A 16,974-nucleotide genomic window follows, 5' to 3' on the forward strand; every position below is an offset into this window, starting at 1 on the left:
CGGGACGGAATTTTTAACGAATGCTGCGTTCCAACGCCAGCCAGAGTCGATTGCCCGTGCCCTGGCACATCAGACTGAAAAAACCAGGAGCTTGTCCCATGTTCACCTCGCGTCGCTTGATCGTTGTCGCTACCGCTGTGGCCCTGTTGTCCGGCTGCGCGTCGCCTAACCCGTATGACAATCAGGGCCAGGCTTCCACGGATTCTTCAGGGATGAGCAAGACTGCCAAGTACGGCGGCCTCGGAGCACTGGCCGGTGCCCTGGCTGGTGCGGCCATCGACCACAACAATCGTGGCAAGGGTGCGTTGATCGGCGCCGCAGTCGTGGGTGCTTCCGCAGCCGGTTACGGCTATTACGCTGATCAGCAGGAAAAGAAACTGCGGGCCAGCATGGCCAACACCGGTGTTGAAGTGCAGCGCCAGGGCGACCAGATCAAACTGATCATGCCGGGCAATATCACCTTCGCCACCGACTCGGCGAACATCGCGTCCAGCTTCTACCAGCCGCTGAACAACCTGGCCAACTCCCTCAAGGAGTTCAACCAGAACCAGATCGAAATCGTCGGCTACACCGACAGCACCGGCAGCCGCCAGCACAACATGGACCTGTCCCAGCGTCGCGCCCAGAGCGTGGCAACCTACCTGACGTCCCAAGGCGTCAGCGGCGCCAACCTGAGCGCCCGTGGCGCCGGCCCGGACAATCCGGTGGCCAGCAACGCCGACGTCAACGGCCGGGCGCAGAACCGTCGTGTCGAAGTCAACCTCAAGGCCATTCCGGGCCAGAACTACCAGGCACCGGCGCAGGAAGGGCAGACTTACCAGCAATACCCATGATTGCCTGACGGCAGATAAAAATGGGGGGCCATGGAAACATGGCCCCCCGTTTTTTTGTATGACGCCGATCCTGCGGCGAGGGGCTCGCTCTAGAGTTTTCCGAGACGCCCACGGAAATCACGCCCACCGCAAACCCCCTGTGGGAGCGAGCCTGCTCGCGATAGCGGTCTACCAGAGTCGGTGAAACCCCGCCGTCAACGCGGCCCCAGCATCCGCGTCGGCGGTTTGCCGTTGGCGTTGTGTTGGTAGATCTGCTCCGGCTGGCCTTGTTCATTGAAAAACACCTGACCGATTCCGGCCGAATTCCATAACCGCTCACCCGCCTCGGCATGTTCCGGGGTGTGGGGGATGATGCGCATGCGTCGGCGCTGGGTGAACCAGTTCAGGGGGGAGCGTGGGGAGTAAAGCCAGCGGTTCAGGCGGTCGAACCATTCCAGCAGCGCTGGCGGGAATTCATTCTTGATGCCGCTGCTGGTGATCTGCCAGATGCGCGGGCCGCCCTTGCGGTGTGGGATCAACACTTCGTAGACGAAGGAATAATGCACATCCCCTGACAGCACCACGTAGTTCCCCGGTGTCCGTGAGTGTCGGAAAATGTTCAGGATCACCTGGGCCGCGCCGCGATGGGCCATCCAGTTTTCCGCGTCCACCAGCAGCGGATACCCGCACCAACTGAACACCCGCTGCACCGTCTCGATCAACTTCACCCCGAAGATCGGGGCCGGCGAAACGATGATTGCCGAAGGGTGGCCCAGCAGTTCCTGTTGCAGTTCGCTCAGGGCTTCCCAGTCCAGCAGACCAGAGGGGTGCCGGAGGTTGCGTTCGCTGCGCCAGCGCCGGGTACGGGTATCGAGCACCACCAGGGCCGGGGTGCTCGGCAATACGTAATGCCACTGTTGGAAGCCCAGCAACGTATCGATCAATGTGTCCTGGGGGCCGCTGTCCAGGTAGCGGTCCCGTGCCGTGTCGCTCAGGGCCAGGGTCTGCCGGACCACATCCTCGAACGCATCCGGGTTGTTGCCCCAGCCCTGGCAGAGCATGTAGGCGATCAACGCGTTGCCGATGATGCGCTTGGAGAAGGGATGGCCGTAGGCGGTTTCTTCCCACTGCGCGGACAGATTCCAGTCATCGGTGATGTCATGATCGTCAAAAATCATCAGGCTCGATAGGTGCGCGAACACCCGCGCCACGCCGTCCAGGCCGACCTTGAAGCCATCGATGCGCTGCTGCTCCAGCTCGTAGCGCTGGCGCCGTTCGGTGGTCAGCTCGGGTGGCTGCGGGTCGATCAGCGTCCAAGGCACCGGCGACCAGACCAGCAGGTACATCGCCATGACCTCGGCGAAGGTCACCAGGTGATTGTCGGCGCTGCTGCTGGTGAAAATCGGCTTGCGTGCGCCGCCGAAAAAACGCTCGCGCAGGGTTTCGTTGCTTTCCAGGGCCGGCAGCAGATCGGCGCGATGGTAGTAGCTGGCCGGGTGTCGATAGAGCCGGGCGCTGTCTTCCACCACTGCGCCGTCCAGGCACTCCTCGAACAACCCCAGCCGCTCGATCAATGCATGAATGGCCCGCAGCATCGGCCCGGCGACGTCATCGGCATAGACTTGATCGCCGCTCATCATCAACAGCGCCGGCCGTTGCTCAGGCGCTTGGGCGAGCAGCCGGTCGACACAGAGCAAACCGTCGTTGGCCGGATGATGAGGCTTGCGGCACGAGCCGTGGACCAGTTGCCCGATACGTGAATGGAGCACGAAGTTCGGGCGTTTCGCCTTGCCATACAACAGGTGCTGCGCCCACTCGGCGATGGGCGCGCCGTCCACCAACAGGTCGTAGTCAAGCGCGATGTCCTGGGGCAGAGGGTGATCGAGCCGGACGTCGATCAGATGAACGAACGCCTGCTGCCCTATCGGCACCACCGTGCAGCGATCGCCATCCAGCGCCAGATCGCCGACACCGTCCACCCACAGTGTCAACGCCAGCGACCGCGTTCCCACCAGCCACATCACCAATCGCGTGGGCTCCAGCCGCCGCAATAGCGGGCCGACCAGGACGGGGGGCAGGGTGGTGGAGATATCAGCAGTTGACGGCATGCGCGGGTAAAGCTCTGGTTCAGAACGAGGAGGGGATCATAACGCAATGCGCTTTGGTGCTGAGGAGAGGTGAACAAGAGCAGCAAAGCGATATGGCTCTTGTGGCGAGGGGATTTATCCCCGTTGGGCTGCGCAGCAGTCCCCTAACCAAGAGCGAGCGATGTGCTCGTAGTTTGGATGGGGCCGCTTCGCAGCCCAGCGGGGATAAATCCCCTCGCCACAGGGGAGCGATGTTCAGTCGATCGACAGTCCGGTCACTGAACTTGATTGGCTGCTTGCGCGGCCTTGAGCAGATCCGCTCCGATCTCCTTCTCGAACTTCGCCCACACCGGTTTCATCTTTTCCCGCCAGGCGTTGCGCTGTTCTGGCGTGAGGGTAATGATCTCGGTGGTCTTGGCGTCCAGGACGTGCTGCTTGTCCTGCTGGTTCAACCGCTCTGCCTCACCGTTGGTATAGGTGGTCACCTCCACCACGATCTTGTCCAGCTCGGCGCGGATATCCGGCGGCAGGCCATTCCAGAAATCGGAAGTGGTGATCCACATGTAGTCGAGTGCGCCGTGGTTGGTTTCGGTGACGTACTTCTGCACTTCATGCAGTTTCTGGTTGTAGAAGTTCGAATAGGGATTCTCGGTACCGTTGACCACGCCCGTGCGCAGAGCCTGATACACCACCGAGAAAATCATCGGCTGCGCCTTGGCACCCACCGCCTTGAACTGTTCCTCCAGCACCGCGGAAGTCTGGATCCGGAAGATCAAGCCTCGGGCATCATCGGGCGTGCGCAGGGGCTTGTTGGCGGACAACTGTTTCATGCCGTTGTGCCAATAGGCCAGGCCGGTGATGTTCTTGCTTTCCATGGACTTGAGCAGCTTCTGGCCCGCGGGGCTCATCTGGAAACGCTCCACCGCAGCCATGTCGTCAAACAGAAACGGCAGGTCGAACAACTGCACTGTCTTGGTGTACTGCTCGAACTTGGCCAACGACCGCGCAATCATCTGCACATCCCCCAATAGCAGGGCCTCCATCTCCTTGTCATCGTTGTACAAGGTGGAGTTGGGGTATACCTCGACCTTCACCTTGCCCGCCAGCCGCTCTTCCACCAGCTTCTTGAACATCAACGCGCCTTGGCCCTTGGGCGTCTGTTCGGCCACCACGTGGGAAAACTTGATCACGATCGGTTCAGCCGCCATGGCCGTGCCCAATGCACTGAACACGAGGGTACAGACGAGCGCTTTCCAAAGAGGTTTGAACATTGCGAGGTTCCCTTTGCTTTTTTATTTTTGATGCCGGCTCGTTCAAAAAACGAGACAACTGCAAGTCTAGGAGAAAAAACGCCGGTTGCAGAAGTGGCGCCTTGAGCATGGGGATCGGCAGCTTTCTGCTAGGCTGGGCGGGCTTGAAGGACTTGGGCTCTGGTGCTCATGACCTTTCCACTCGACAAGGATCTACGGATGATCGACTTCAACAACAAAGGCTTCTTCAAACTCAAGCAGAACGACGAATACGCCGAACGCGTCACGGCCCTGCTGCTGGACGGTGAGCAGGTCATCGACGCCTACAAATCCATGCGCGACGGCGTGGTCTTCACCAACAAGCGCATCATCGCGGTGAACGTGCAGGGCATCACCGGCAGCAAGAAGGACTTCACCTCCCTGCCTTACAAGAACATCGTGGCGTACTCGGTCGAAACGTCCGGAACTTTCGACCTGGATTCCGAGCTGGAGATCTACTTTTCGTCCCTGGGCAAAGTGAAGTTCGAGTTCACCGGCAAGACAGGGATCGTTGAGATCTCGAAGGTGATCTCCCGGCATCTCCTGGCCTGACCCCAGAACACGCTGGATGGAGCGGCGCCATCAATCGAAGCCCATCCCAGCGGATTTCAATACCAGTAAACGATAGACACCGTTCTCCACTTCGATCCCGTGGGTGTCGTGGGTGAAGCCCGGGAAGGATCTGTCGAAGCTTTCCAGCGCTTTGAGATACGCCAGCAAAGGCCCATCCGCCGAGCCGGCGTTTTCCCCCGGCATCAACAAGGGAATACCCGGTGGGTACGGCACGATGCCGGTGGCGGCAATGCGTCCCGCGGCGTCCTCCAGGTTCACCAACTCGACGTCGTTGCGAACCAGTTTTTCGTAGGCCTGCACCGGGCTGAACACGGCCTTGGGTAACGTGCCGAACGCCCGGGCCATGGTCGAGGTGGTCTTGTTCTGCTTCATCGCGGCGAAGATTTCATCGGCCAGGTCCTTGAGGCCCATGCCGGCGTAGCGCTGCTGGTTGGCCGTCAGCAGGTCCGGCAGGCACAGCTCCAGCTCGGCGTTTTCGTCATAGTCGCGCTTGAAGTCGAGCAGGGCGTTGACCAGGGTGCCCCATTTTCCTTTGGTGATACCGATGGAGAAGAGAAACAGGATGGTGAAGTCGGTGGTCTTCTCGACCACGATGCCCTGGTGCTCCAGATAGGCCGTCAGGACGCAGGCAGGGATGCCGAAGTCGAGCAGCTTCCCGTCGTCACCCATGCCGGGGCTCAGTACCGAGACCTTGATGGGGTCGAGCATGCAGTAGCCTTCTTCGATGTCGCCGAAGCCGTGCCACACCTCGTTCGGATGCAACATCCAGCAGCTCGGGTCCGTTTTGAGCAACACCGGGTCGACCGCATGGAACGGCATCTGGCTGGCGCCCACGCGCACCGACGGCGGCTGCCAGCAGGTGAAGAACCATTCCTGCTTGCTCGACATCTCGTTGTGCATGCGCGACAGGACCTGGCGAAACGCGACGGCTTCTTCGATGGATTCGCTGGTCAGGATCTGCCCGCTTGGTGCCTCCATCATGGCCGAACTGACGTCGCAGGAGGCCATGATCGCGTAGTTGGGCGACGTCGACGCGTGCATCATGAACGACTCGTTGAACCGCCCGTGTTCGATCGGGTTGCGGCCATTGCGCACGTGAATCATCGAGGCCTGGGACAAGGCTGCCAGCAGCTTGTGTGTCGACTGGGTGGCAAACACGGTCGGCTTCGAGTCATCGTGATCGTCGGGGCTGCCGTGCATGGCGAAGCGGTCGCGGTAGAGCGGATTGAAACGCGCGTAGCCGTACCAGGCTTCATCGAAATGCAGGCGGTCGACGCTCTGCCCGAGCAACTCTTCTACGCGGGTGACGTTGTAGGTCAGGCCGTCGTAGGTGGAATTGGTGATGATCGCATGCACCGGTGTCGGGTCGATGCCTGCCTTGACCAGCGGGTTACTCGCGATGGCCGCCTTAACCCCCTCGGCGCTCAAGGTCTGCGGCAGGATCGGGCCGATGATGCCGTAGCGGTTGCGGGTGGGTACCAGGTAGGTGGGCAGCGCGCCCGAGAGGGTCATCGCATGCTCGGCCGACTTGTGGCAATTGCGGTCGCAGAGGGCGATCTGGTTGCGTGTGACGCTGGCCATGAGGATTACGCGGTTGGACATCGACGAGCCGTTGGTGACGTAGTAGGTGCGATGGGCGCCGAACACCTTGGCCGCGTAGCGTTCCCCTTGGCCGATGGGGCCGCTGTGGTCCAGCAGCGAGCCCAGCTCCCCGACCGAAATGGACAGGTCGGCACGCAGCAGGTTTTCCCCGAAGAACTCATAGAACGCCCGGCCTGCGGTGCTTTTGAGAAATGCCGTGCCACCTGCATGGCCGGGGGTATGCCAGGAGTATTCATAGGAACTGGCAAACCTCACCAGCGCACCGAACATCGGGGGCAAGGCGGCTTTGCGATAACGCTCGATGGCCGCCAGGATGCGACCGCTGAGGAAGCGGCTGGTGTCCTCCGGCAGCCAGATGAAGTCGTCGGCGTGTTGCATGACCACCAATGGAATACTGGAGGCGGTACTGCGATCACTGATCAGGAAGACCGGTACCCGGGTGTTGCGCTCACGCAGGTTGGTCAGCAGCTTGATGCATTCCTCGTGGCCCTCACTGTCATCCATTTCCCAACTGAGCAGGACACATTGAATGGCCGGGTCCGAATTCAGGATCGACGTGGCGTCGCTCAGGGATTCCGACACCAGCATGCTGATGGCCCGCTGCTCCACGTCACTGATCAGTTGAAGCAGGGCTCGACCGAAGACCGTACGTTTATCCGGCGGGCTGCTGACCAGCAGGGTGAGCATCCCGAGCGTGTGCTTGTTTTCCGTCATGGCAGAGCCCCCGACGTGGCTTTATTCAAGTGGTTCACCAGTACTGGCTTGCCTCTGAGGTGCTGTGCGCTGACCACTGCGCCGCGCATCAACGCTTGTTCGCAGCGACATCCCTGCCTCATTCACTGCGTGGCAAAGACTTAGCTATAGCTGAAGATAGAGATGTCGCAAGGCTTGCCGTGGCGCGTTCCGATGGCCTGTCGGGCCGAAAAGCCTTCAGGACATTCCGGGGTTCAGTGGTCCGGAAACTCATCCAGGTAACACGCAGGCGAACTCATCTGCGCGCGTTTCTCGACCTCATCCTCCAGCCATTCGGCCAGCACCACGGCATTGTTTTCGCGGGTCGAGCGGGCGGCATAAACCAGGGTGAGGTTGCCGTGGCGGGCGATGTCGGCCAGCTTCCACCAATGCTGCGGTTGCGCGCCCAGTTCCTGGCGATAGACCGTTCTGAACTGATCAAAGGACATCTCACCGCCCTTGAATGCCTTGCGCAGTGCATGGGACGGCGCGACGTCCTGGAGCCATGCGTCGATGATCAACTCGTCCTTGCGGCAATTGCGCGGCCATAGGCGGTCGACCAGCACGCGCCTGCCGTCGGCGGGGGCGGGCGCTTCGTAGGCGCGTTTGCATTGGATCATGACGGGCGGCCTGTCGAGGGGGATTGGGTCAGAATAGGCCTTGGAGATTGTGTTATCACGGGAGAAAAGGCGATACCAGATGAGATGCCGACGGAGCGGACGCAAAGAGGCCCGAGCAAGCATGGAACCTGTGGGAGCCGAGCTTGCTCGCGATGGCGGCGGTCCGTCCGACATCGATACAAGCTGACCCAACGCCATCGCGAGCAGGCTCGCTCCCACAATGGTTCTGTGTAGGCAAGAGATTTGTATTCACCACGCATCCCTGAGGGAGCGAGCCTGCTCGCGATGGCGGTAGGTCAGCCGACGAAAGTGTGTCGGCTGTCACGGGCCATGAGCGGCGTCATTGAACGTCCAGCAGCCGCCGCAATCGCGGCATTGTCGCCACGAACCCCATCTGTTGCGCCTCGCGTTGAATTCCTTTCAACGACTCCTCCTTCGTTCGATCGCCCCACAACCATTGGCTCGCCACTTCGATCAGCCGCACGTGATGACTGACCCACGCGCACGACGCGGATTCGGGCAACTCAGCCATCTGCTGCCCATGCCGGATTGCCTGCTCGATGTGCCCCGCCAGCAGGCAGGTTTCAGCGGCGGCCACGTGAAAGCGCAGGGTGTTGTGGGCGAGACAGGCTTGGGTGAGTTGGGTTTCGCCCTTCGATAGCGCCTGTTCGCTGAGTTTCGGGTCGTCGACCATCATCGCCAGGCTGCCGTAGATCCAGGGTCCGATATAGCGCTGCAAGTCGAAGCGTTCAACCAGGCTTGCCGCGTCCATGATCAACGTCTGCGCCAGCTCGCGTTCACCCTGATGCATGGCCACCCGTGCCAGTCCTTCCAGCAGGATCGCTTCGAAACGGCTGGCGCCCAGGTTGCGTGCCAGCTCCAGGGCGCAGCTCAGTTGCTGCTCTGCCGAGGCCGGCTGAGCACTTGCCACCAGCACCCAGGAGGCGGTCAGGCGCGAGAACACTTCCGCCCGATGATTGCCGATCCTGCGGCTGCATTCGATGGCATCCGTGGCGTCACGCAACGCCAGGTCCGGCTGGCCCAGATAGAACTGCGCCGAGCCGCGGGCGCTGCGATTGCCCGCTTCCACGTCCACCAACCCATGCCGCTCGCACAGGCGCACGCATTGGTCGAAGACTTCGTAGGCGGTCTGCATGTCTCCTTGGGCGTAGTACGAGTCACCGATCCCGCTCAGGGCCTTCGCCTCGGTTTCCAGATGCCGACCGATCCTGGCAAAGGAAAGCGCCTCTTCGTGCAAGCGACGACACTCGACATAGTCACCACGTGGAAAATAGATATTGCCGCGCAGTTGATGCAGCCGGGCCAATGCCGTGTGGGCGCACAGAGCCTGGGCAACGGGCAGCGTGTCTTCGATCAGGCGTTCTTCTTCGTCCAGGCAATCGAGGGTATTGAGGATCGCCGCGAGCCCGAGTGCCGCCTCGATCCGGTCCTGCGGTTGTTCCGCCAACGCCAGCGCCCGCTGGAAATGTTCCAGCGCTTGCACCGTCTGGCCGAGGCCTGAACAGGCCTGGCCGCATAACAGCGCGAGGGGGAAGCTGTTGCGGGTGCGCTCGACGAACACTGCACATTGGCGCCCCAGCGCGAGCACGCTGTCGTACTGGCAGGCGAGGCGTTTTTCGCCCATGGCCACCAGCAGCGCATCGAACGCCGCCGGGTCGTTGGCCCGCAGCAGATGCTGGGCATGAAGGACCCGGTCGCGCTCGTGGTAGAGCTTCGCCACCGTCCGGTGCAGTTGTTCACGCAGCACATCGGGGATTGCGTCGTAGAGGCAATGCATGACCAGGTCATGGACGAACAGATAGCTTCCCGGCTCGACTTCGCGCAACAGCCCCTGGCGCATGTCCGCCGTCGGCAGGTAGTCAGGCTGTCCAAGCGCCTCGCGCCAGAGCGTCAGTTCGAAGCGATTACCCAGCACCGCGGCGTAGTGCAGGGCGCGACGCTGGTGCGAGGCCAGCCTGTCAAAACGGGTCTGGATCAGATGCCGCAGGCTGTCGGGAACCGTGCCTTCCTGACTCGCCAGCAACTGCGTCAGGTACAGCGGGTTGCCTTGGGCGCGGATCACGCAATCGGCCTGGTAGCGCGGGTCGACATCAATGAACTGAGCAGCCAGCGCGGTGGCCTCCCGTGCCCGGATCGGCGCGATGTCGAGCAGGCTCATGGGGATGCTCGCATGCGCACGGATGGCGTTTTCCAGCGGGTCGCCTTCGGGGCGGGACGTCAGCAGCCAGACGATGGGCGCTTCGTCCGTGGCATCGAGCAGCTTGCCCAGCAACGCAAACAACGCGGCGTCGCCCCAATGCAGGTCTTCGAGGCAGATCAGCAAGGGCTGTTGCACCGCCATTCGCCGCAACACCTCAAGCAAGGCCAGCAACAGCCCCTGGGTGCGGGCCGGGTTGCTCATCGCCGCATACAGGGCAGGCGGTTCGGCGGATGAAGCGGCCGTCAGGACTTGAAGGAACATCCAGTGTTCGGGCGCCACCTTCAGGCGGGACAACCCGGCCTCCAGTTGCGAAGCGTTGATCGACGTAGCGCCGGCTACACCCAACAAGCTAGCCACCAACTGCCCCAGCGGCCAGAGGCTGTGATCCATGCCGAAGTCCAGTACATCGGCGCGATGACAAGCGAAACCGCTTTGCCGGGCGATGTCGTAAAACTCGCTGACCAACCGCGTCTTACCGATGCCCGCCATGCCACGCACGTAGACCGCATGACCGTCCTGGCACTCCTGGGTAGCCTCGATCACGCCCTTGAACTGCAACAGTTCAATGGCCCGCCCCACCAACGGCCGGGGCGCGTTTTCGTCGAGGCTGCGTTGGCGGCGGCACTTTCGATAGGTGGGAAACGCCTCGTCGGCGGGGGAAAATTCGAATCGCGAGGCCAGTTGTTCAAGCAAGTCCTGCGCAACATACACCGGCGCGTGACCATGGCGGTCTGCCAACGGTTGTTGCGCCAGCAGCGTTGCACCGTCCTCCCGCATCGTCGTTTCGTTGCCTTGGCGCACCAGCCGCAGCAACAAGGCGTGCCCCGGCTTCACGAATTGCTCCCGGCTCAGCGCCAGTGCGCATAGCAGGCCACGCTCGCTGTCGCTGCGATAGGCCTGGGGCGAGCCGAACCAGGCGATGACGACATCCTGGGCGATAACGGGTGCCGAGCCACCGAACTGCCGCACCAGACGCTCGATGTCATCCGCCAACACCTCGGGCCCCTCGATGGCAAAGGACAGTTCCAGCACATAGCGGATGACGGCATCGTCGGCCTGCTTCAGCGTCTGTTGCGCCAAGGCCTTTTCATGCAGCTCGGCGACCGACTGCTCGATCTCCACCAGAATCGTCGACACGCAAGCACCCAACAACGCACTCACGTCGACATCGAAGGCCGTCGCCAGGTGACGGGCCGTGCGGTAGAGCACCGGTTTGCCGGTTTCGGCGCGTTTGATGGAGGCGATGGACACGCACAGGTGTCGGTTCAGGCAGGCGTCGGCCAGGGTTTCCTGGCTCAAGCCATGTTGTTTGCGCAGGCCTTTCAACAGCGCGGCGTTCAGCAGTACACGGCCGTCGGATACCGAAGCATCGCGCTTGGGTGGGGCAGGAAGCACGCGGTGTCTGGAGTCCATGCTGATCGCCAGGGGAAGGTCAACGGCAGACATTGGAGTCTACTCCTCTCCATCCGCCACGTTAACGAAAAGATGGCATTGTGCCTGATACCAAACTGATACTGGACTGACACCGCTCTGGACTGTCTGCTTAACAGCGGTCTGCTGATACTGAATCCTCGCAATTGGCATCAGCTGATACAACTTGAGCGATAGGAGAAAGGCGATGAACGAAGAACTCCAAGACAGCGCAAATGATGGCGCGCCCCTCACAGTATTGACTGATTGCGCGAAGAGCATCGTCCATATAGTTGATGCCCAACAGACCCGGCTGGGTCTCCCATGTTTTCTTGTGTGAGTGGTCCCTGACGATGCAAGTCTTCAACAATGTCCCCTTCATCGGTGAGGGCGCGGAAGCAGCGCTCGACCCGCGAGCCTTTCCTTATCTGTTCAACGACCATGGCCTGGCCCAGCCCAGCGCCTACGTGCGCGGCAAGCTGATTTCCCTGACGCCTGAAAACCCCGACCTGCTGCTGGGCGCTCGCTATTCCGGCATCACCTGGTGGGACCGTGAAGTGCCGACGAGCACCGGTTCCTACCGGATCAAGCAATTCGACTTCCACGTCAAGGAAGTGCGCTACGAGCCCATCTGGGCAACGAAGGAAACCGCACAAGCCTTCGGCATGACTTTGCTCGCCAATGGCGAATGCCTGCGTTTCGAGTACGATCAGTTGATCCTGGGCCAATACACCTACGGCAAATGGGCGGGTCACCAATCCCCCTATCTTGGGCCGGAGCGCATGCGTGAACTGCTGACCTACAACCCCACCGACCTGGAATACCACAACTTTCCCCACGCCTTTTTCTCTCGCTACGGACGCCTGCCACTGGTCATCAGCGTCGCCCGCTGGCGGCCGGCGGCGCGGGAAATCTACCTGGCCGACCTGTGGCTGCGCCCCGGCGAAGCGCTGGTCCTGCCGCCCAAACACTATCCCGACATCCCGCCCAGCGATGCCGGCGGCCTGGAGAACTGGCCGGTGGTGGTGGACATGCATGGCAACCGGAACTCGGCCCTGGCTTGCTGGTTTGGAGAAGGGGAGGATTGCTTGCTGACGGAGACGATATTGGCGAACCCGACATTGATGAGGTCGCCGGTGGGGAAGCCGCATTATCACGAGGAGAAGACGCCGACACGGCATGAGATGCCGGTGGGGTATCGGTTGTAAAAAGGCCTGGGCACGTCACAGAACCTGTGGGAGCGAGCTTGCTCGCGAAGGCGATCTTTCCGGCAAGGAGAGGTTGAATGTACCGGCGCCATCGCGAGCAGGCTCGCTCCCACAGGGTTCGGCGCCGTACATAAATCCCGCCTCCACCGCAGCGAACCTGCTCGCGATGACGGCCTGTCAGTCACTCCATACCGACAGCTGACGCATAGGGAGTTTATCCCCGCCAAACGGCAAGCCCCCTCGCTGGACGTCCCGAATTCCGCTGTCTAGAGTGAAATATTCGCGCCGGATGCAGCGGGAGGGATTCCAATGAATCAGCTTAATGACTACACCAACCTGAAGGATCCACTGAATGTAAAAATCATGGAGCTGGCTCCCAAGGAAAAGCGCGATGGCAGAAAAACAAACCTGTTCTTCACCCCCGACACCGCATTCGACTCCAAGCCACTGACCCTGACGACCGGCAGCTATCCCTTCACGCCCATCGGCAGCCTGGGCATCACCCAAGTGGATACCGGCGGACAAGAATGGAGGCATGTACTCAATCAAATCACCAACAGGCACGGCCTCACTTCCGATTACGGCAATCCCGACAGGGCCGATCAACTGGTCTTGCTGGACACCCAGGACGCCGTGAAGATCAAGGAAGCTGTCGCACGGGACAGACAATTCACCAAAGGCAGCTACTACCATCCCGACGTTGTGCAGGTGTTTGGCACCACCAACCCCATTACAACCTATGCCGCCCAGCAGGTCATCGAGCGCCGAGCCGCCTTGTTTCAAGCCGTGCCCGATCCGACCGCACTGGCCTACTGGAACCTGCTCAGCTCGGACCTTGCCGCGCAGACGAAGGTGTATAACTGGCTGCAAGCCTATGGTGGGATTTCCCACAAGTTCTCGGTAAACGACAGGAAGTCTGGAAACAGAATCCAGAACCACTTCCAGAACCTGGAGAACTCCAATGCCATACATTTCGCCAGTGAAACCCGTGGGGAATATGCCGCCGCCAAACTGCTGATTACCGTCCTCGGCAACGAATACCAGATGAAGATCGGCAAAGCTTCTTCAGGTCGCACCAATGGAATCGACCAGATATGGGTCAAGCGCAACCTGGTCAGCGGCGTGGTGGAGGAATACATCATCGTCGAATGCAAAGGCAGCGTGGATGCGTCGCTCAACGAAGCCAAGTATGGCTGGCAGATGTCGCCCTGCTGGGTCTTCTACTGCCTTGTCGGTCTGCTGGGCACCAACGGCAGTCTCGCCAGCACATCGACCACGGACGTGTTCGCCAAGACCAGCATGGTCAGGAAAATCCTCAACGCCTTGATCAACCCAGGCCCGCCCGTGGTGAAAGGGCTGGTCATCCAGCCCATGACCAAATCCGTCACTGCGCCCAATAACATCGAAATGGTCGATTTGGGGGCCTATGATCTGGTCGAGCAATACACCAATGCTGTGGCGGGACACTCGAAGTTCCATAACGCCCAGGTATTCACCGGCACTTTGTTCTAGGACGCCAACGCCATGAAAAAACAAGAACAGGAAAACCTCCTGCGAACCCTGAAATCCCGTTTCGAGCAAAACCCCCATCGCCACCCGGACCTTCAATGGCCTGACGTCCAGGCCCGGCTGGAGAATAAACCCGCCGCGCTGAAAACCCTCCAGGCCATGGAAACCACCGGAGGCGAGCCCGACGTGATCGGCCACGACAAGCAAACCGGACGTATCACCTTCTGCGATTGCGCCAGGGAAACCCCGACCGGCCGTAGAAGCCTGTGCTACGACCGCGCCGCCCTCGATGCCCGCAAGGAAAACAAACCCCAGGGCAGTGCGCTCGAAATGGCCGAGGAGATGGGCGTTGCCCTGTTTACGGAGGAGCAGTACCGCGAGTTGCAGGCGCTGGAGGCGTTTGATCTGAAGACGTCCAGTTGGTTGGCAACCCCTGCCGAAGTTCGCTCGCTGGACGGGGCGATATTTGGTGACCGGCGTTATGGCCGGGTGTTCGTGTATCACAACGGCGTGCAGTCGTATTACGCGGCGAGAGGGTTTCGGGGAGTGTTGTGTGTTTGAACTGGGCCAGCGCTATCGAGCCACTGATCGGCGTTGCCCAGTTCGTGTCGACATCAGCGAAGCCGGAGTGTCTTCACCACCGCCTCTCCCTGGGCGCCGCCAGGCCAGCACAGGTCAACGGAGGCTGAGGCCCCACCCGTTACATGGAAGATTGCAAAATTCTTATCTTCCGAATGGCCGAACAGATGCTCAAAGTAAATGGAGGCATGGCCGCTGATCCTTCCTGAACTTGCAATTCCGCCACCGGCAAGCTGGCCGGCGGGCATGCGTGAAATAGCGCTTGAGGTGATCTGGTAAACACTGGCTTTACGGTAGTCATTGTGGCTCAGGCGAAAAGCCGCCGCGCAATGGACATCACCGCTGATGAATACAAGGGTCTTCCCGCCTTTATCCAAAGCCTGAAAAGCCGCATCAAGCAGCAGGTTTCGCTCTGTGTGATTGGTGCTGTGGTCCCACTCATCCATACAGTCATCTTTGGCTGAGTCAAACCATGACCCCACCGTCAATAGAACCGATTTCCAGTGGACGACGGGCACTGAGCTAATCACAAATAACACCGGTGAGGAGGTGTGCTCGTTGCTTGTCAGCCACGTCTTGAATCTTTCAACCTGCTGTGTTCCGAGAATGAAATTCTTGTGTTCGGGACTCTCGACGTCGTGATGCCCGCGAAGATCGAGCATGTAGAAAGGAACCCCGCCCTTTTCAAAGCTGTAATCCCAAATACATGATTCCGGCTTCTTTAATGAGCCTTTGGAAATGCCGGTGTCTGGATTGTGGCTGTGCGCGTACTCAAAGTAGGCAGTCCGCGCCGCTGTCCACATGGACGTGACCAGTTTTCTGTCAGTCGCGTTGTCGTCGGTTTTGAAGATCCTCGAGATGATTGCAATTCGCTCTTCATCGGTACGGGAGCCCCAGCCATCCATGATTTCATGATCATCCCAGATCATGTACTGCGGGTACCTCGCAAACACTTCCTGCAGGTGAGGGAATTTCCAGTACACCCGATAATACCAGCGGTACAAATTCAACAGGTACGCGTCGAGTTTCCTGGTATCAAGTTTCTTGCCGGTGGAGCACTCGGCTATCAGATCGTCCTTGTTGTCGACCAGCCACTCCCAGATGTCTGGAAAGTGTTTGCTATTCTGACAGTCCACGTAAACCTGATCGCCTCCACCTATTGCAAACCTGGCGTCCGACGTATTCATTCGCTCAAGAAAGAGCGGCCACGCACCATAACTTCCATTGGCGTTGAATGGGTCGTGGCAGCTATAGAAGCCAAAGCTGAAGTCCGGCATCGCGTCAGCCATGGTCCTGAATGTGAGGGACTTGTGACAGCCGATTTCAGTTCTGCGAAAGGCTTCCGTGCCGTCTGTCTCGTCGGTCATCAGGTAGTAGTAATAGACAGTATTCTGATCCAGGCCTTTAAGATCAAACGTATGGGTCAAGTCATCATCCCAACTGAACGAGTACGATTCATACGCACAGTCGAATGATTTTAAAAAAACCGCCAAGGGTTTTCCGTCCAGCTTGACCAGATCCCCTTCAATGGGTTTGGTCGACCAGACCAGGCTCCATGTCCCCGGTCGATATGCACGAATCCAGATTCGCGCAGTATCGGACGTTACGTGGCCAATGATGCTCGCGCTCTGGAGTTTGCAAACGTCGTATTCGTTATTTCTGGGATCGACCAGGGCCATGGGAAGTCCTTTGCCCGAGCTCATTTCCGTCGGGCATGAGATGAACCGGTTATGCAGGTCTTTACCTTTCGGCAGGACCCACCACGCGGGATTTCGGCTCCAGTGGGAGCGATGGCCCTGTGAATATAGACGTGCCGCTTCGCTTGTCTAACAGCCCTTCGTAACGTTTGGCGATAAGCAGGTGCAGAATCGGCCACCGTCACGGCTTTTTGGCGATGACGACCAATCCGCCCACAATCAGCGCCGCGCCTATCAGTATGCGCAGGGTGATGACTTCCCGCAGGACGAGCCACGCCAACAGCATGGCGACGATGACGCTGCCCTTGTCGATCAAGGCGACGGTCGCTACATCACCCAGCTTCAATGCCTTGTAGTAGAAGATCCACGACAGCGCCGTGGTAATGCCGGAGACCCCAAGCCACAGCAGGTTCTGTTGGCTGACCTGGGCAATCTGTTGAACCGGCACCGCCCATGCGGCGAATGCCAGTACGAACAGGCACACGAATAATGTACGGACGGTCAGCCCCAGTTCGGCGGAGATGCCGCTGAGCCCCATCTTGGCGATCACCGAAGTGAAACCGGCAAAAAACATCGAGATGCAGGCGTAGATCACCCATTTTTCCACGGTTTCTATTCTCCACGTCAGGTCGTTG

Annotated in this window: 12 protein-coding genes; 5 read left to right on the forward strand and 7 right to left on the reverse strand. The window is 60.0% G+C overall.

What is annotated here, in order from left to right:
• Positions 1-98: 98 nt before the first annotated feature.
• Positions 99-833, forward strand: coding sequence for an OmpA family protein (locus LOY67_RS04615; RefSeq protein WP_265066141.1), 735 nt, complete (start codon positions 99-101; stop codon positions 831-833).
• Positions 834-1,027: 194 nt separating this feature from the next.
• Here LOY67_RS04615 and LOY67_RS04620 read toward each other — a convergent pair whose 3' ends face one another.
• Both LOY67_RS04620 and LOY67_RS04625 read right to left on the reverse strand, forming a co-directional pair.
• A complete protein-coding gene (locus LOY67_RS04620) occupies positions 1,028-2,920 on the reverse strand; it encodes an alkaline phosphatase D family protein (RefSeq protein WP_265066142.1) in 1,893 nt (630 codons plus the stop codon).
• Between the two features lie 254 nt (positions 2,921-3,174).
• Positions 3,175-4,170 (reverse strand): TRAP transporter substrate-binding protein, encoded by a 996-nt coding sequence (locus LOY67_RS04625; RefSeq protein WP_265066143.1) that lies wholly within the window; start codon positions 4,168-4,170, stop codon positions 3,175-3,177.
• Between the two features lie 198 nt (positions 4,171-4,368).
• On the opposite strand from LOY67_RS04625, the gene LOY67_RS04630 reads away from it, so the two are divergent.
• Entirely contained in the window at positions 4,369-4,740 is a 372-nt protein-coding gene (locus LOY67_RS04630; RefSeq protein WP_039592153.1) for a PH domain-containing protein, read from the forward strand.
• Positions 4,741-4,770: 30 nt separating this feature from the next.
• On the opposite strand, the gene LOY67_RS04635 is transcribed toward LOY67_RS04630, so the two are convergent.
• From LOY67_RS04635 to LOY67_RS04645, 3 genes are all read right to left on the reverse strand, one after another.
• Positions 4,771-7,077, reverse strand: a complete 2,307-nt coding sequence (locus tag LOY67_RS04635) for an Orn/Lys/Arg decarboxylase N-terminal domain-containing protein (RefSeq protein WP_265066144.1) — start codon at positions 7,075-7,077, stop codon at positions 4,771-4,773.
• 233 nt (positions 7,078-7,310) lie between these two features.
• The gene (locus LOY67_RS04640; protein WP_265066145.1) at positions 7,311-7,715 is read right to left on the reverse strand and encodes a DUF488 domain-containing protein; all 405 of its coding nucleotides are present in this window, start codon (positions 7,713-7,715) and stop codon (positions 7,311-7,313) included.
• Positions 7,716-8,055: 340 nt separating this feature from the next.
• Positions 8,056-11,349 (reverse strand): ATP-binding protein, encoded by a 3,294-nt coding sequence (locus LOY67_RS04645; protein WP_265067699.1) that lies wholly within the window; start codon positions 11,347-11,349, stop codon positions 8,056-8,058.
• Positions 11,350-11,699: 350 nt separating this feature from the next.
• Between LOY67_RS04645 and LOY67_RS04650 the strand changes: the two genes are divergently transcribed.
• From LOY67_RS04650 to LOY67_RS04660, 3 genes are all read left to right on the forward strand, one after another.
• Complete coding sequence (locus LOY67_RS04650; RefSeq protein ID WP_265066146.1) at positions 11,700-12,554, forward strand: hypothetical protein; 855 nt, start codon at positions 11,700-11,702, stop codon at positions 12,552-12,554.
• Between the two features lie 309 nt (positions 12,555-12,863).
• Positions 12,864-14,066: a hypothetical protein gene (locus LOY67_RS04655; RefSeq protein WP_265066147.1), complete on the forward strand. Its 1,203-nt coding sequence runs from the start codon at positions 12,864-12,866 to the stop codon at positions 14,064-14,066.
• A 12-nt stretch (positions 14,067-14,078) separates the two neighbouring features.
• Complete coding sequence (locus LOY67_RS04660) at positions 14,079-14,624, forward strand: DUF4256 domain-containing protein (RefSeq protein WP_265066148.1); 546 nt, start codon at positions 14,079-14,081, stop codon at positions 14,622-14,624.
• A 53-nt stretch (positions 14,625-14,677) separates the two neighbouring features.
• Here LOY67_RS04660 and LOY67_RS04665 read toward each other — a convergent pair whose 3' ends face one another.
• Entirely contained in the window at positions 14,678-16,321 is a 1,644-nt protein-coding gene (locus LOY67_RS04665; protein ID WP_265066149.1) for an alkaline phosphatase D family protein, read from the reverse strand.
• Between the two features lie 199 nt (positions 16,322-16,520).
• Positions 16,521-16,946 (reverse strand): EamA family transporter, encoded by a 426-nt coding sequence (locus tag LOY67_RS04670; RefSeq protein WP_265066150.1) that lies wholly within the window; start codon positions 16,944-16,946, stop codon positions 16,521-16,523.
• Positions 16,947-16,974 lie beyond the last annotated feature (28 nt).

The sequence above is a fragment of the Pseudomonas sp. B21-056 genome (assembly GCF_026016325.1).
Lineage (GTDB): Bacteria > Pseudomonadota > Gammaproteobacteria > Pseudomonadales > Pseudomonadaceae > Aquipseudomonas.

Excerpts from the sequence above, each read along its gene's own strand:
- LOY67_RS04615 (WP_265066141.1), top strand. The coding sequence starts at position 99 with ATGTTCACCTCGCGTCGCTTGATCGTTGTCGCTACCGCTGTGGCCCTG.
- LOY67_RS04620 (WP_265066142.1), bottom strand. The coding sequence starts at position 2,920 with ATGCCGTCAACTGCTGATATCTCCACCACCCTGCCCCCCGTCCTGGTC.
- LOY67_RS04625 (WP_265066143.1), bottom strand. The coding sequence starts at position 4,170 with ATGTTCAAACCTCTTTGGAAAGCGCTCGTCTGTACCCTCGTGTTCAGT.
- LOY67_RS04630 (WP_039592153.1), top strand. The coding sequence starts at position 4,369 with ATGATCGACTTCAACAACAAAGGCTTCTTCAAACTCAAGCAGAACGAC.
- LOY67_RS04635 (WP_265066144.1), bottom strand. The coding sequence starts at position 7,077 with ATGACGGAAAACAAGCACACGCTCGGGATGCTCACCCTGCTGGTCAGC.
- LOY67_RS04640 (WP_265066145.1), bottom strand. The coding sequence starts at position 7,715 with ATGATCCAATGCAAACGCGCCTACGAAGCGCCCGCCCCCGCCGACGGC.
- LOY67_RS04645 (WP_265067699.1), bottom strand. The coding sequence starts at position 11,349 with ATGGACTCCAGACACCGCGTGCTTCCTGCCCCACCCAAGCGCGATGCT.
- LOY67_RS04650 (WP_265066146.1), top strand. The coding sequence starts at position 11,700 with ATGCAAGTCTTCAACAATGTCCCCTTCATCGGTGAGGGCGCGGAAGCA.
- LOY67_RS04655 (WP_265066147.1), top strand. The coding sequence starts at position 12,864 with ATGAATCAGCTTAATGACTACACCAACCTGAAGGATCCACTGAATGTA.
- LOY67_RS04660 (WP_265066148.1), top strand. The coding sequence starts at position 14,079 with ATGAAAAAACAAGAACAGGAAAACCTCCTGCGAACCCTGAAATCCCGT.
- LOY67_RS04665 (WP_265066149.1), bottom strand. The coding sequence starts at position 16,321 with ATGGCCCTGGTCGATCCCAGAAATAACGAATACGACGTTTGCAAACTC.